The sequence below is a fragment of the Methanolobus mangrovi genome (assembly GCF_031312535.1).
GTDB lineage: Archaea > Halobacteriota > Methanosarcinia > Methanosarcinales > Methanosarcinaceae > Methanolobus > Methanolobus mangrovi.
Genome location: NZ_CP133594.1, coordinates 1,853,365 through 1,868,948 on the forward strand (window position 1 = coordinate 1,853,365; position 15,584 = coordinate 1,868,948).

A 15,584-nucleotide genomic window follows, 5' to 3' on the forward strand; every position below is an offset into this window, starting at 1 on the left:
AGATATGACACGTACCAGGTACCAGGAAACACTTGCCATTCTAAGGAATAGCATCATACAGATGGGAAAACTGTCCCAAAATGCCATACATAACTCCATTGAAGCTCTTAAGGATCTTGATATAGAACTTGCAGAAAGTGTTATTGAGGGAGATCAGGTAATCGATGATTACGAATTGAGAATTGAAAAGTGTGTGGCTCAACTTATATCGTTGCAAAGTCCAACTGCAGGAGATATGAGACTTGTCACTTCCTGCCTTAAGATAGCTATAGACCTTGAAAGAATGAGCGACTTGGCAGTAGATATCGCGCAAAGCACGAAAAAAATAGAAGGCGAACACATCAAACCCCTTATAGACATACCACATATGGCAGAGACAGCCGAGAGCATGCTTGAGCAGGTAATGAGGGCTTTTGAAGATAATAATGTTACACTGGCAGAGTCTGTTGCCAAATTGGATGACGAGATAGACAGAAAGTTCTATGAAGTATGGAAAGAGCTTATCAGTATGATGGTACAGGATGACACCACAATCAACAATGCATCACACCTGTTGTTCGTAATCCGCTATCTTGAAAGGATAGGAGACCACGCATGCAATGTTTGTGAGAGCGTGGTCTACATCGCATCAGGAAAAAGGGAAGACCTGAATTAGAAGTCAAACAGGGAGCTTTGAGACTTTTTATCTTCAGATTGTTGAGGAGGTTGAACCTCCACTTCTTTTTTGCTAATACGTTTAACAGGAGAATCCTGTGGCTTGTCTGAAAAGTCAAAAAGACCCATTTGCCTAGAGTCGTAATCAAGATTTGCCATGTCAACCCCGAATACACCAAGTATCCGCTCTACAGGCGGCAACAACTGTTTCTTAATATAATAGTCCACATCAATGGGAATATTGTTCTCTCTGACGTATTCAGGATCTTCAGCGCGATTTACAAACAGGCCCTTTCCTGCCACAATTACAAAGGGTATGCGCTCCCCCACAGGAGGAGGGGAACCAGTCCTGCGTTCTATCTTTTCTGCAACCGTCAGATGAGGTTGCTTATTCTTATAACTGGCCGCTTTTTTTGAGAACATACGAGTCATAGTAAGGTCTTCGATGATTTCAGAATCTTTCCTTACATCAATATTCCTCACACCATCGACAACGCTGCGTACATGACTGACAGCACCATCCACGTCACCGTCCTTGAGCACTAGCCCAAGAACAGTGTTTAGTGTCTTAGAGGTAAGTTCACACCAGTCCCTGCGAACAGTCTCCATACCTTTGACTTTTATATCTTCCTTCCAACCATCACCAGAGGGTTCAAACACCCATATAGCATAGCGTTTTTTGGCAATGAAAAGAGCACGCTTTGCGATAGACTCAAACTCAAGCTCCATAGGATCAGGAAGTGAGTCAGAGACCATGGCGGCTATCTTGGTGCCCACAAGTCCGGCATCATCAAGAGACACCTCCTTTTTTGAGCTGCACTGGACAAATACACTGTCCGTATCGCCATAAACTACAGATAGGGATACAATAGTATCATCCGCATTGATAGAAGACAATTCTTCAGTGAAATATGCAGAGCCATCCCGCAGTATGACCTTACTGATAGTACCATTAATAAGAGCACGAGTATTGAGAATGTTATTCCTTCCAAAACTTGTAACAGCATTTGCAAGAGCCATACTATACAATCTTGCCCGTGTATAACCGGAATAACCATAAAAACTGTTAAGTAATATCTTCAGCGCAAGCTGAGTGGCATCGAGAACGCGATATTCTGAATCACTTGCGGCGTTTTTCATCTTCTTCTTGGTTTCCACCCTTCGCTGTAGCAGACTTTCAAGAATGGATGGCATTATCCCTTTGGAAACTTCAGCAGGCACAAATTCCCCCCCCGAAGGAGGCTTTATTGTTTCTGCATCAGGACGGTCCTGCTCCACCACAGTAGTGTAACAGAGGTTATGTGCCATCATAATAGTTGGATAAAGTGATTTGTAATCCAGAATCACGACATTTTCAAGAAGGCCCCTCTTAGGGTCAAGAACCTCGCCACCTTTGAGTCCCTCACTACTGCGATTTCTCATAGCAACCAGTTCGTCACTGGGTTTTGGAGGGATGACACGATCCTGTTTCCCATATTCCCTGAGAAGCAGATTATCAACCATCGAGGTTTGCCCACCATCCACTACCTCCTGAAGAAGAGAACCGCTCACCTGAGCTATAGCAATATGCTTGTCAAGAAGCTGAAGCTTCAGGAAAAGTTCCATGGCAAGTTCGGAGTCCCTGCGCGCGTAATCTATGAACTTTAGCAATTTTTCACCGGAGTCGTTCCAGTATTCTTCCATCTCAGATGGTGCCACATCGAGTTTCTCTCTATCAAGGAGTTCTTTTGCGACATTCCTTAAAGTATAGCGCTTAAGGCTGTATTGACTCCTTATCAGAGGTAGCGCATCTACGACAACCCTTCCAGGAATGGAGACCATGGTCCTATTGCCAATCTTACGATAACTCAGAATCCTTCCGTCACGACCTACCGTCGATCTTACATTATCCCCAGAACCGGAAAGGATGGTGACCCTGTCTGCAATGTAAGGAATATCAAAACCATTGATATTGTATCCTGATATTACATCAGCATCATATTCCTGAAAAATCTCAAAAAAGCGATTCAACATTAAAGTTTCAGAATCAAAACATTCAACATCATCACCTGTCCCTTCAACTTTCTTTGCAACAACAACAATTGTATCATGACCCTTGAATGCAGGACTGAATGACATACTTATCATTATCACCGGGGAACTTTCCGGAACAGGCATTGAACCTTCGAGTGGAAGGCATTCAATATCAAATGAAAAGTACTTAAGAGGAGCAATAGACAATTTTTCTATTTCTTCAAAGGAATCAGCGGTAAAAACCGAATCACAGTATATTTTTTCACTGGAATAAGGACTATCAGATACAGGTTCTACACTAACCCATCCCATCCCATGCAGACCCTTGTCTATCAGAAATCTATTTCTGAAAAGTATATCGGTTTCATATACTTCTTTTACACCCGGAAGCGTAAGCACATCATCACGTATTTCAGGAACGTTACGCGGTTCCATAGTAGTCACCCGTAACATGGGCTTCCTTGAGAGCTGGAATCCAATGGGTTCGAATTTTGGAACAATTTCCACCTTTTTGATGACATCGAACTGCTCCGTAAGCATGGTGGAAAGTTTATCAAGCTCTCCTTCAGCATTGATAAAGAAATACGGTTCAAATCCCGGTACAAAACAACAGACGCTTTTACCATCTTCGGCTCTTCCGAAAAGACGTATCACAGGACCACTTTCATGCCCTATGTAATCAGCGTCCAGTATCTGGAAGTTCATGAACTACCTTACAGATTTGCAGCATATATGCTTTGCGTTGAAGTTTGGATAAATATAAAAAAAATGAATGCCCGGAGCGTGACTCGAACACGCGACCTCCAGATATCTCAGGAGATTTGGACGCACGGAATTTTATTCCCTATGAGTCTGGCGCCCCAACCAACTAGGCTATCCGGGCAGTGCAGCACCTAAAAGGATTAAGTCATATTAAAGCATATCGATTGAAATCGCAACCTTCTACAAGTAAATCAAAAAAATTGGCACGGGTTAATACCCGGTTGCTTCAGCCAATGTACTCAAAACAACATAATCGTCTGTTGCGCCACCCACAACAAAGACAAAGTTACCATTGTTCCATATGTAAGTGTATCGAGGAGTTTTATCTTTATCGACTGTCACATATTCAAGTATTCTCACGGCAGAGTGACCATTTATGATCTCTTCTGTAAAGCGTGAGCCTGAAGATAATTCCCTGAAGCCTGCTTTATACTGAACTATGAAATCTTCCGCTGAAACTGAACTATCCATCTCTATAACATCAACATAAACATCTGTTGAATCTAAATACATGTACAGACCTTCCGAGCCTGCTACAAAGCCTTCCACTGAAACATATTCATTTTCTACCTTTTCAGCAGACAGCTCACGTGAGCCAAGGAACTCATAACTCTCAGGAAGATCATCAACTGGCATAAGACTCTGGCCACTGGCACCTTCTGAGATTGTATTTATGATATCTGTATTTTCAGGAGTTTCCTCAACAACCTCATCCGTGCAACCGGAGATAGATAACATGAAAACACAGATTATTAAAACCAAAATAATCTTTTTAAACATGGTTACACCTCTTTGAAAAAATCAATCAGAAAAAAGATAGTAAGAAGGGATTAACCCTTCTTTATTTTAAATATTTAGTTTCTTCTAACAAGGTATGCTACTGCAAGGAGACCAGCTACTGCGAATACTGCTTCAAATCCTGGGGATTCTTCTTCAGCAGTTTCTTCTGCAGGCTCTTCTTCTTCTTCTTCAGCAGGCATTTCCTCAGTTACTTCTTCCTCGGAAGGTACTTCTTCAGTTACTTCTTCCTCAGCAGGCATTTCTTCGGTTACTTCTTCGCCGACACCAGAGTCATCAACTACCATTTCTTCACCGATTGTTCTCTCGACGAATGGGTAGAATCTGACAGTACTGTTGTCTGCAGTCTTGAGCATCATGCCTTCTGCAAGGTCGATTTCCTTGTCTGCGGACAGAGTAATTGTACCGGAATTGAACATTGAGATGGTTGAGGAAACTGCATCGACCTCAAGTTCTCCGAATTCATCAGAGGTTTCGATTTCAAGAATATTCTCGTAATCAAGGAGCCAGAGACCTTCAACAACTGCAAGGCTGTCTACCTGACCCTGGAATACATCGGTGATGAGTACTCTGAAGACGATTACATCATCCTGGTCGCCGACATCTACATCATAATCCCAGGTTGCTTCGCCGCCTGTTACATCAATGACTTCATCCTCTACGAATTCTCCGTCCTTGGAGAGCTCCATCCAGACCTTGTCACCTTCTACATCGATCTGCTTTGCGGTAAGTTCATAGCCGCCAGCGAGCTCGAGTGCAGAGCCAGTCCTGAGTGTGTACTTGTCATCGGTGTCAAGAAGAAGCTTTACAAGTTCACTTGCATCAGCATCGTCTGTTGCAACATATTCTTGTGCAAAGAGACCGATAATTGGGAAAGTTGTGTTAGCTGAACCAGTAACGTCTGCCTCAGCAGCGAAGTCTGCCTCATAGTCTGTCTGAACAATAGTTGTGTTGTACCAGAGACCACCTTCATCTGCAACGGTAGTACCACTTACAGTGATGTTAAGTGATTCTGAACCAGTATTATCATCGATATCATACCAGAAACCTGCAAAGTTGCTTGGAGTCCATGTGTGGAGTCCATTGCCTTCTGCAACACTACCTCTTACCTCGTAAGTTCCTGCGTCAGTATATTCCTTTACAAGAGCAAATCTAAGATCATCATTTGCATCATCTGCAGTCACAAGTTTCATGCCTTCTGCAAGGTCGATATCCTTGTCAACTGAAAGAGTAAGTGTGCCGGAATTGAACATTGCGATGACGTTGGAAACTGCATCGACCTCAAGTTCTCCGAATTCATCAGAGGTTTCGATTTCAAGAATATTCTCGTAATCAAGGAGCCAGAGACCTTCAACAACTGCAAGGCTGTCTACCTGACCCTGGAATACATCGGTGATGAGTACTCTGAAGACGATTACATCATCCTGGTCGCCGACATCTACATCATAATCCCAGGTTGCTTCGCCGCCTGTTACATCAATGACTTCATCCTCTACGAATTCTCCGTCCTTGGAGAGCTCCATCCAGACCTTGTCACCTTCTACATCGATCTGCTTTGCGGTAAGTTCATAGCCGCCAGCGAGCTCGAGTGCAGAGCCAGTCCTGAGTGTGTACTTGTCATCGGTGTCAAGAAGAAGCTTTACAAGTTCACTTGCATCAGCATCGTCTGTAGGGACATACTTCTCAGCGAAGAGTCCAATTAGTGGGAAAGTTGTGTTATCTGAACCAGTAACGTCTGCCTCAGCAGCGAAGTCTCCAGTATAGTTTGCCTGTACAATAGATGCATTGTACCAGAGGCCGCCTTCCTGAATAGCATTTCCGCTTACGTAAGCAGAGTTATTTAGGATTGTAAGTTCTTCACTTTTAAGGTTATCATCGATATCATACCAGAAACCTGCAAAGTTTGTAGTGTTGATAACAATGTTACCTACTGTTACATTGTTTAAAATGTCAGCAAAGTCTGTACCGTTGAAGACCTCACTGCGCACTTCTACAGTTGCTTCTACAGCGCTTACAGGCACGATTAATGCTGCAAGAGCAATGAGAGCAACTAATGCGATAGTTGTAAATCTTTTCATTATTTTCCTCCGAATTTAATTATATGATATAAGAGTGAGAATCAAAAATAAAGCATATTATTGCTCTATGAACTTCAGACAAAAGAACCATCACAAAGATTCGTCCATTGCCGAAGGAGACTTCATCACCCTCCTAATCCCGTCATATTGGATTACAAGTGTTCTATTAATCAATTGCCGTATTAAATCTTTTGTGGTCCAATTAGAAACAATTATCGCATTGCATTGGCAAACATCGATGCAATTGACGGTAAATGTCGAAGTTAACCAATCAAATTAGATAAAAAGACAGATGAATGTCGCGATAATGTTTACAGATTGTCGATGTGATCTTGTAGTAAAAACAACCATATCCCTTATATTCACTTTCATTGGAACAGGAATAATTCAACATATTTATATATATGATAACATAAAATGAACATCAAATAAAAGTAATACTGTAAAAATACAATTTGCTTTACCAGAGAATTACTAATCACAAGGAGTGAAATAATAAGATGTACGATGGTGCAGTTTCTGAAGAGATATCAATGGAAGATGAGGCAAATCGTGTCAAAACGGGTATTCCAGGATTTGATGAGTTATGTGGTGGAGGACTCATTCGCGACAGGACATACCTCATATCAGGCACATCAGGTGCCGGTAAAACTAATTTCTCTATTCAATTCATATACAACGGAATTACCAAATATGGCGAGAACGGGATAATTGTCGCAACTGAAGAAAGACCCGAGCAAATTAGAGAAAACGTTCTCAAATTAGGATGGGATCTGCAAGCACTCGAAGATGAGAACAAGCTTGTTATCATTGATGCTTGCTCCACTAAAATAGGCATACCTTCACAGGAAAAGTACGTCGATGTACGACCTTTTGACATCAGGTCAATGATGGACCAGATCATAGCCACCCAGGAGGAGATAAATGCCAAACGCGCCCTTATTGATTCAACCACATCTGTTAGTTTCTACCTCCAGGATCCGGCAAAAATTAGAATAGAACTCCTGAAGCTCAGTACTACACTTGAAGTTATAGGCCTGACATCAATGATGACATGTGAGCTTATAGACGAATCCAAACCGTCTAGGTTCGGAGTTGAGAACTTTGTAACAGACGGTACTATAGTACTGTACTACAAAAGACATGAAAATGTAAGGATGAGAAGTATGGAAATATACAAAATGAGAGGATCAGACCATAGTAAGAAGATCCACCCCTACGATATAACACCCAATGGGTTTGTTATTCATCCGCACGAGGAAGTATACTCAATGTTCTAAATATCAGGACATGCCCATTCATGGCCGCATTCCACGCATTTATATATTGCAAGTGTGCGGTCAAAATTATTAGATCTTTTGAGCACAGGATACATCCAACGATTCATTTTCCCCTTACAAACCGGACATCTGCAGCCCGTATTTCCACCAAACCGCAATTATATAAAATATATTTTATTTACGAATAGAAAATTGCCAAACCAATTTAACCATAAATAAAAAGAAGATAGAATGAACAGGTTAAAAAACATCTCATGTGGTGTCAAAGGACTTGATGAAATATTGGGCGGAATGGTATCACCCTCAACAATCCTGGTAGCCGGAACAGCAGGAGTAGGGAAGACTATAATGTCACTCCAGATGTTATCAAATTCATCCAAAAATGGAGAGAAGGCACTATATATACCCATTACAACAGAAAGTACTGATAAACTAAAGATGTACAATTCAACACTTGATTTTTTTGATGATTCCTTTGAAGTACATGCAATAAACAGGCAACTTGCAGAAAAGGATCCATTGACAACTTTGATCGAGATTGGAAATATAATAGAGTCCATCAAACCGGACAGACTGGTAATTGATCCCATTACACCACTTGGTTATGGATTCATCGAACAGGAAAAAAGGAGATTTTTCTATACACTTGATTCTATGCTTCAAGAAAGGAACATGCTTACATTCCTTGTAGGAGAACTTTTGAAGACAGAGCTGCATAACTCAGTAGTAAGCCACCTCTCAGACGGCATTATATACCTTACAAGAGAAGACAGGAATTCAAGAGCCGACCATCGCATGGAATTCATTAAAATGAGAGGAATCGACCCAGGAATACGCTCAGAGATAACATCCCGCAAATACCTGTACAACGTAAATTCAGCAGGTTTTACTGTCTATCCACACCTTAAACCTGAAACGGAGCTGGCATTGGATGATTCCAGGGTTGAAACAGGAGTCCCGGGACTGGATAGCATGTTCGATGGAGGTCTTTTGAGATACAACAGCCTTCTTGTAGCCGGAACACCAGGAACCGGGAAGAAAATATTCGGTTTGCAGTTCATATTGCAAGGACTTGAAAATAATGAATCCGGAATAGTAATTACATTCGAAGATACACCCCACCAGATGATACTTGATGCAAAAAGAATGGGATGGGATCTGGAAAAATATGTCGCTAACGGGCTTTTACATTTCATCTGCAATAACCCTAGCGAGATATACACAGGGGAGCATGCTGCAAATATAAAGGAAATCATTGAAACAAATCATATTAGAAGAGTATTCTTTGACGGAACCAATCATCTTGAATTGTCCATACCTGACAACTTGGAACTTCGAGGATACCTATATTCAATAACAAGTTACCTTAAAAGCCGCAACATTACGTCATTATTTACAACAGATATAGCTCCCTCTGAATGCCCTGGAAATGAAAAAATTGATGCGGCACCAATTATGGATTCAGTCCTTGTTTTACATAATTCCCGTGCAAGAGATCGCAGATACATGTGTGTTACCAAATCCAGAGGAACAAAACACAAGCGAACAGTAAAAGAATATGCGATCACAGAAAGCGGAATTAAACTTAGAATTGACACTTTGATATAAAAAATAAAAAAGAATAAATCAAATGTTATGGACCTTGCGTTCCAGAGTCTCCCCTAACTCAGTCAGCTTGTAAACATCACATTCCTGTTCTATCAATTCTTTCTCAATGAGTTCTTCCACGATCTTATCGACAGAAGGACGAGCAATATGCATGTTCTTTGCCAGTTTAGATGCATCCAGCTGATGTTTGGAACCCAACAAAGCAAGTAATTTCTGGCGGTTTTTATTACCGGTTACAAATCCTATCAATTCTTCCATATTCTGCCTCTACTACACTATTGTGTTGCATGCTATAACTACTTTTACATATTTTATCGCAATGTGGAAGTAAACACTTTCTGCGAGAGACCATACAAAGGATACTTTTATTACCTGTAATGCATATGTAAGGGTGGCAGGCTAGTCTGGGTAGGCCGGCGTTACCTGTAACCCGAAATCGCCGATATGCGGGAGACGAAGCCTGAAGAAGATGTTTGGACCATTTTCAAACCTGTAATTTCAACTGAGAAACCTCGTCCTGCTTGGATAATGTTGATATATGTGCTTGTTGGAGAACTTGTTCGTATATCTTAACTGTGAGAACCAGTCCAGGCCCGGAAGGGAGCAGACCAACCGCAGACAATTGTCGCTTGGAGGGTTGCGGGGTGGAGAAGAGATTGCAGACCACCTGAAAGTGGAAAAGATGACGACTTCAGGCGTGCCTGTCACTTTAATCTGGAAAAACGTTAAATAGCTGAATTGCGTTAAGGAACGAACACTAATTGTGACGAGATAGCCAAGCCCGGTATGGCGCAGGATTGCTAATCCTGTGATGCTATGCATCTCGGGGGTTCGAATCCCCCTCTCGTCGTACTCTTTTTTGATATTGTTTTTGCCCGTTGTAGCAAAGAATCTAATAATATAAGGAGCAAGTGATACTACGATGTCCAAAAAAACGATTATTCCAGTCTTAAGTAATAGAGAAGCGGAAACAAAAAAAGAGAGTGCATGCACATCCTGTGGAGCAGGCGGGTGCTGCGGCGGTTTTGGAATTAAAGCAGGTTCTGAAAAAGATGTTGTTTTCAGAAACATATTTGTTTACATGACAATGGGAATACTAATGTTCACCGTAGCCTACCTAATAATGAGATTCATGACATGGATCAACGGATAATCATTTTGTTTCTGACGACTTAAAAGGATACCTTTTAATCCCACCGCATTCAAGGCACGTGATAGTAATGCATCCATTTTTAAGCCGGATTCTTGAGTTTTGACCGGGCATGAGTAATGACCCGCAGTCCTTACAAAAATTACGTTTGAAATCTGCAGGTATACTCACACGGTGGCGCATACCTATTTTTCTTGCTAGCGAAACATACCGTTCACTCTTTCCAGTACCCAGGGAAAGCTCATTCCTTGCGAGTTCAAAGAGATACTGGATACGTTCCTGAGCAATATTCTTAGATATAGCTTTGTTTTTCTTTCTGGATTTTGCCATTAAAGACACCGCTTAAATTAAAGAATAACTACTTTGGTAGAGGGAGATTTTTCTTTGACCATGTCCACAAATGCATCGGGACTTATGCCATCAATTCCATCCAAATCATAAGTTATCGGAATTACAACCCGCGGAGATAACAAGGTTACTGCATTTATTGCCTGGACCTCATCCATAACCTGAGGACTACCAATAGGCAAGATAGCAACATCAGGAGAAGTAAATTCCCACCCAGGGAGAGTACACGTATGTCCTGCATGATATATATTCAATCCACCTAATACAAAGAAGTACCCTACACCATCCCCTGAACAACGTGAGCCATCACAGGAATCGTATGCAGGAACAACTTCAATATCCACACTTTTAATGCTTAGGTCGCCTGTAAGAGAATCACCTTTGATAACTCTTCTTGCATCCCCCCTGAACTGCAAACCCATGTTCTCAGGGATTAGAGTAGTACAGTCGGATTTACGGACTTTGCGGATAGACTCAGGATCACAATGCCCAAAGTGTTCATGAGTAATAAAGAGCAGGTCTGCCATATCTTCTTCAGGAACGTTACCAGGAATATTGACAGGATCTATATAGAGAACCATACCATCCCCTTTTATCATAAAACCGGAGTTCCCAAGCCATTTGATCAAAATACCATCAATTGTTACGCTACTCAAAATATTGCACCTCTGATTATTGAATTCATACCAAATATCTCATACCTAAATACCAGATGATAACATAATAGGCATTAAAACTACTGAGGGAATTCAGCATCAAAGATAGCAAAAGATAGTACATATACATATATCTGTAAAAGAAAACAGGAATTCAGACGAGATGAACATGAAAGAGAAGAAGACCAATATACTTTGTTCAGCTTCAGACAGAGCCAGCCAGAACATAAAAGAACATTTGATCCAGAATGAACAATGGGAAAAGCTCGACAAGCTCCCAGCTGGATGGGATGGTTTGTTATCTGTTTATGAAAATCCAAGATACAGAATAATAGAGATCAAAGATCATCACATATATCAGGATAGAATTGATGAAAAAATGATATCTTTTGGATTTGATACCGACTTAATAATAGTAGCTTCCAAACATAAGAGCAAGGATGGAAGATCAGTCCTTACGGCACATTTTACAGGAAACCCAAATGATGCTGATTTTGGAGGGCGTCCACGCGAGTTATCGATACCAGCAACCCAAATAATGAGTTCCATACTTAATAATATGGATCAAATGGCAGAGAATACATGCTATTCGGCCAACATGGAATCGACTCACCATGGCCCTACTGATATGAGAACAGCTATGGTGTACGCAGAGATAGGTAGTTCGGAAGAACAATGGATCGATCCAGTTGCAGGAGACATTGTTGCAAGAGCCATACTGAAAGCACGGCCTAAAAATATTCCTGTTGCCATTGGTTTTGGAGGAGGACATTATGCTTCAAGACAAACAGAACTGATACTGGAAACAGATGTAACATTCGGACATAATTTCCCTGACTATCAATTGCCTTATGTTGACAAAGATATGATCGTGCAGGCCTATGAAAAATCAAAGGCCGATTTTGTTTATCTTGACAGGAAATCCATGAATTCCAAAGAAAGAGAAAGACTCCACGGAATCATAAGAGAACTTGGATACCCACACTTAAGAGAAAGTGAAATTAAAGAAATAAAAGGACTTCCTTGGAATTGTTTTTTAAAAATTAAAGCAATAAGTGATGAACTCTGCCCGGATGGGAAATTTAAGATCACTGAATTGTTCAGGTCATCTTTTGATAAAACATATAGACCCATAGAAAATGGAAAGGAAGTGGAATTTTTTACATGTAACATCAACGAAGAACTACTCAAAGAAACAATTAATGCAGACAGAAACAAAACAATATCCGTGCTTAATGAGTATGCCCCCATTTATATGGAGATGAAAAATGGGACCATATCAAACTGCATCATGGGAATAGGAAAAGATACTAAAACTGCTATGCAGAACGTCACAAATGAATGCATTAAAATACTAAAAGAGCATTATGAAATTAAATATATTCCTGATGAGAATATACTATACATAATAAGTAATAGATTCGATCCAAAAGCAGCAAAGGAATTTGGTATCCCACCAGGACCAATGTTATCCGAACTGGCAAAAGGCAATTCTGTTGTTGTGAATGGAAGGACAATTGAATCCTATATGGTCCATAAAAGGATGATTAAGGAAATTCTACTGTCTTACTAATATAAATGATCATACCTGTAATCCAATATACGATTTTCATTTGAGGGAGAAAAAGAATGAGATCCATAGTAGAAGAAGCACTGGCAAGATCTGAACAGGAAGCACGCATTCGCAGTTCAGACGTTAATCCAGGGCTAAAAGACATAGACGCAGAGTTAGAGGAGATGCTACGCCAATTACACACCAACATCAAAGTAATTGGTTGTGGTGGCGGCGGTTCAAATAGTACACAGAGAATGCTCGATGAAGGAATAAAAGGTGCTGAATTCATTGCTGTGAATACTGATGCACAACATCTCCTTACTATTAAAACAGACCAGAAGATCCTCATTGGCAGGAAAAAGACAAGAGGACTTGGAGCAGGCAGTCTCCCCCAGATTGGAGAAGATGCAGCCCTTGAAAGTGTAGATGAGATAGCTGCAGTAGTCAATGGCAGCGACATGGTGTTCATCACATGCGGCCTTGGCGGAGGAACCGGAACAGGTTCAGCCCCAATTGTAGCGGAAGCAGCAAGAGATGCAGGAGCACTTACTATTGCAGTTGTAACCTTACCGTTCAGCGTAGAAGGTCAGGTAAGAAGAACAAATGCAGAAGCAGGTCTTGAACGATTAAGAGAGGTAGCGGACACAGTAATTGTCGTGCCAAACGACAAGCTTCTTGAAGTTGTCCCAAGGCTTCCATTAGCAGCGGCATTTAAAGTATCAGACGAAGTCCTTATGAGAGCTGTGAAGGGAATTACCGAACTCATCACAAAACCAGGACTTGTAAACCTTGACTTTGCAGACGTAAGAACGGTCATGCAGAATGGTGGTGTCGCAATGATAGGGCTTGGAGAAGCAGAAGGAGAACTAAAAGCAGTTGAATCTGTGCAGAAAGCACTTCGCAGTCCACTTCTGGACGTAGATATCTCCGGAGCGACATCCGCACTGGTCAATGTAATTGGCGGACCCGATATGACAATTGCTGAAGCAGAGAGTGTTGTACAGGAAGTATACAGCAGAATCGATCCTGAAGCAAGACTTATATGGGGAGCACAGGTCAATGACGAGCTTGAGAATACAGTGCGTACTATGATCGTTGTGACTGGAGTGAAATCACCCCAGATATATGGCCATGGTGGAGCCAAAACCGTAACAAGAAAATACGGAATTGATTTCGTTAAATAGAATTCCTATTTTTAACAAGGCCTTTGGTTGGATTATATATAGACAATCCAATCGAAAGGTATTTTATTAAAGACGTGGTTTAAATGCCGCTACATATTAGCAGACAATAAGTTCTGACATCATTAATGACTTCAAAATATACGTATGCATATAATCGATTATAACCGGTTGTGAAGTACTTTGGCAGAAGATTCATTCGATCTAAGTAAAATCAATAGCACTAGCATAAACCAATCCTTGAAGACATATTTAAGGGTACTCAAACTTACAAAGAAACCATCCAGAGAGGAATTTCTAACCATAGCAAAAGTTGCTGGGCTGGGAATTCTTGCAATTGGTTTTGCCGGGTTCCTTATATATGTGTTATTGGTAGAGATGCCGCAATGGGTGTAATCATGACTGATGAGTCTGTGATATTCGTAGTCAAAACAACTGCGAATCAGGAACGTTCCGTCGCAAATATGATAACACAAGTTGTAAGGAAAGAACATCTGGACATCAGAGCTATTCTTGCTCCTGATGAACTGAAAGGATATGTGCTTATAGAAGGAACTAACCCCGGAGATGTTGAGCAGGCCATACAGACTGTTCCACACGCAAGGGCGCTGGTTAAAGGGCAATCCTCCATAGAAGAGATATCACATTTCCTTACACCAAAACCGACTGTAACAGGAATATCCGAAGGCGCGATCATTGAGATCACTTCCGGCCCATTCAAGGGTGAAAAAGCTCGTGTAAAGAGGGTCGATGAAGGCCATGAGGAAATAACTGTAGAGTTGTTCGATGCAGTTGTACCGATACCTATAACTATCCGTGGAGATACTGTAAGGGTTCTCAGGAAAGATGAGGAAGGAAATTCCTGAAATATTAATATTTATTCAATTCAATGGTGATATTCAAATGGCAAATGTTGTTGAAGCATTGGTCCCAGGAGGAAAAGCAAACCCAGGACCACCACTCGGTCCAGCTCTGGGCCCTCTTGGAATTAACATAAAAGACGTAATCGAAAAGATTAACGAAAAGACGAAAGATTACAACGGGATGCAAGTCCCTGTTAAAGTAATAGTAGCAGACGATAAGAGTTTTGAGATAGAAGTCGGAACTCCACCAACGTCAGCACTTATACTCCAAGAAGTTGGAATTCAGAAGGGATCTGGAGAACCAAATAAAGTGATTGTAGGAAACCTCACAATCCCACAGGCAGCAAAAGTTGCTCGTATGAAGAAAGATGATATCTTATCATACGATCTGAAAGCTGCTGTGAAAGAGGTACTCGGATCCTGCGTCCCCATGGGTGTTACAGCTGAAGGCATGACTGCAAAGGAATGCCAGAAAGCCATCGATGAGGGCAAATTTGACGATGTGCTGGCACAAGAAACATGGTAACCCCATGTTTTAACCAATAAGTTTAAAATTGATACATAATATTGGTGTGCCCACTAATAGAAAGAGTAAAGGCCTTTAAGGCCTAATACTCTAAACAAAACCGTAGTAGACC

15 protein-coding genes, 2 tRNA genes and 1 other RNA gene are annotated in these 15,584 nt (G+C 41.2%); 11 read left to right on the top strand and 7 right to left on the bottom strand.

Features of this window, described 5'->3' with window-relative positions; all coding sequences use genetic code 11:
- Positions 1 to 4: 4 nt before the first annotated feature.
- Positions 5 to 655 carry a phosphate signaling complex protein PhoU gene (phoU, locus tag RE476_RS08920; RefSeq protein ID WP_309307298.1) on the top strand — a complete coding sequence of 217 codons (651 nt, stop codon included), beginning with the start codon at positions 5 to 7 and terminating at the stop codon, positions 653 to 655.
- Here the strand turns inward: phoU and RE476_RS08925 are convergent.
- From RE476_RS08925 to RE476_RS08940, 4 genes are all read right to left on the bottom strand, one after another.
- Complete coding sequence (locus RE476_RS08925; protein WP_309307299.1) at positions 652 to 3,372, bottom strand: DNA-directed DNA polymerase; 2,721 nt, start codon at positions 3,370 to 3,372, stop codon at positions 652 to 654. The two genes, phoU and RE476_RS08925, sit on opposite strands and share 4 nt — an antisense overlap.
- 68 nt (positions 3,373 to 3,440) lie before the next feature.
- Positions 3,441 to 3,550: transfer RNA gene (locus tag RE476_RS08930), tRNA-Met, on the bottom strand.
- 89 nt (positions 3,551 to 3,639) lie between these two features.
- Positions 3,640 to 4,167, bottom strand: a complete 528-nt coding sequence (locus RE476_RS08935; RefSeq protein ID WP_309307300.1) for a hypothetical protein — start codon at positions 4,165 to 4,167, stop codon at positions 3,640 to 3,642.
- A 116-nt stretch (positions 4,168 to 4,283) separates the two neighbouring features.
- Positions 4,284 to 6,305, bottom strand: a complete 2,022-nt coding sequence (locus tag RE476_RS08940) for an S-layer protein domain-containing protein (RefSeq protein ID WP_309307301.1) — start codon at positions 6,303 to 6,305, stop codon at positions 4,284 to 4,286.
- 500 nt (positions 6,306 to 6,805) lie between these two features.
- On the opposite strand from RE476_RS08940, the gene RE476_RS08945 reads away from it, so the two are divergent.
- Positions 6,806 to 7,585 carry an ATPase domain-containing protein gene (locus RE476_RS08945; RefSeq protein ID WP_309307302.1) on the top strand — a complete coding sequence of 260 codons (780 nt, stop codon included), beginning with the start codon at positions 6,806 to 6,808 and terminating at the stop codon, positions 7,583 to 7,585.
- A 231-nt stretch (positions 7,586 to 7,816) separates the two neighbouring features.
- Positions 7,817 to 9,193, top strand: coding sequence for an ATPase domain-containing protein (locus RE476_RS08950; RefSeq protein WP_309307303.1), 1,377 nt, complete (start codon positions 7,817 to 7,819; stop codon positions 9,191 to 9,193).
- Positions 9,194 to 9,211: 18 nt separating this feature from the next.
- Here RE476_RS08950 and RE476_RS08955 read toward each other — a convergent pair whose 3' ends face one another.
- On the bottom strand, positions 9,212 to 9,451 hold the full coding sequence (locus RE476_RS08955) for a MarR family transcriptional regulator (RefSeq protein ID WP_309307304.1): 240 nt from the start codon (positions 9,449 to 9,451) through the stop codon (positions 9,212 to 9,214).
- 134 nt (positions 9,452 to 9,585) lie between these two features.
- Here RE476_RS08955 and ffs point away from each other — a divergent pair.
- The 3 genes from ffs (at position 9,586) to RE476_RS08970 (ending at position 10,346) form a co-directional block, all read left to right on the top strand.
- Positions 9,586 to 9,900, top strand: an RNA gene (ffs, locus tag RE476_RS08960) — signal recognition particle sRNA.
- Positions 9,901 to 9,958: 58 nt separating this feature from the next.
- Positions 9,959 to 10,043, top strand: a tRNA-Ser gene (locus tag RE476_RS08965).
- Between the two features lie 72 nt (positions 10,044 to 10,115).
- Entirely contained in the window at positions 10,116 to 10,346 is a 231-nt protein-coding gene (locus tag RE476_RS08970) for a hypothetical protein (RefSeq protein WP_309307305.1), read from the top strand.
- On the opposite strand, the gene RE476_RS08975 is transcribed toward RE476_RS08970, so the two are convergent.
- Positions 10,347 to 10,673: a ribonuclease P protein component 4 gene (locus RE476_RS08975; RefSeq protein WP_309307306.1), complete on the bottom strand. Its 327-nt coding sequence runs from the start codon at positions 10,671 to 10,673 to the stop codon at positions 10,347 to 10,349. It lies immediately after the preceding gene.
- Between the two features lie 17 nt (positions 10,674 to 10,690).
- Positions 10,691 to 11,347 carry an MBL fold metallo-hydrolase gene (locus tag RE476_RS08980; protein ID WP_309307307.1) on the bottom strand — a complete coding sequence of 219 codons (657 nt, stop codon included), beginning with the start codon at positions 11,345 to 11,347 and terminating at the stop codon, positions 10,691 to 10,693.
- 169 nt (positions 11,348 to 11,516) lie between these two features.
- Here RE476_RS08980 and RE476_RS08985 point away from each other — a divergent pair, with 169 nt between their 5' ends.
- The 5 genes from RE476_RS08985 (at position 11,517) to RE476_RS09005 (ending at position 15,472) form a co-directional block, all read left to right on the top strand.
- Complete coding sequence (locus RE476_RS08985) at positions 11,517 to 12,920, top strand: D-aminoacyl-tRNA deacylase (RefSeq protein WP_309307308.1); 1,404 nt, start codon at positions 11,517 to 11,519, stop codon at positions 12,918 to 12,920.
- A gap of 56 nt (positions 12,921 to 12,976) precedes the next feature.
- Positions 12,977 to 14,086: a cell division protein FtsZ gene (ftsZ, locus tag RE476_RS08990; RefSeq protein ID WP_309307309.1), complete on the top strand. Its 1,110-nt coding sequence runs from the start codon at positions 12,977 to 12,979 to the stop codon at positions 14,084 to 14,086.
- Between the two features lie 210 nt (positions 14,087 to 14,296).
- Positions 14,297 to 14,479 (top strand): protein translocase SEC61 complex subunit gamma, encoded by a 183-nt coding sequence (locus tag RE476_RS08995; RefSeq protein WP_406600993.1) that lies wholly within the window; start codon positions 14,297 to 14,299, stop codon positions 14,477 to 14,479.
- A gap of 2 nt (positions 14,480 to 14,481) precedes the next feature.
- Positions 14,482 to 14,949, top strand: a complete 468-nt coding sequence (locus RE476_RS09000) for a transcription elongation factor Spt5 (RefSeq protein ID WP_309309589.1) — start codon at positions 14,482 to 14,484, stop codon at positions 14,947 to 14,949.
- A 37-nt stretch (positions 14,950 to 14,986) separates the two neighbouring features.
- Positions 14,987 to 15,472 (top strand): 50S ribosomal protein L11, encoded by a 486-nt coding sequence (locus tag RE476_RS09005; protein ID WP_309307311.1) that lies wholly within the window; start codon positions 14,987 to 14,989, stop codon positions 15,470 to 15,472.
- The last annotated feature ends 112 nt before the right edge of the window (positions 15,473 to 15,584 follow it).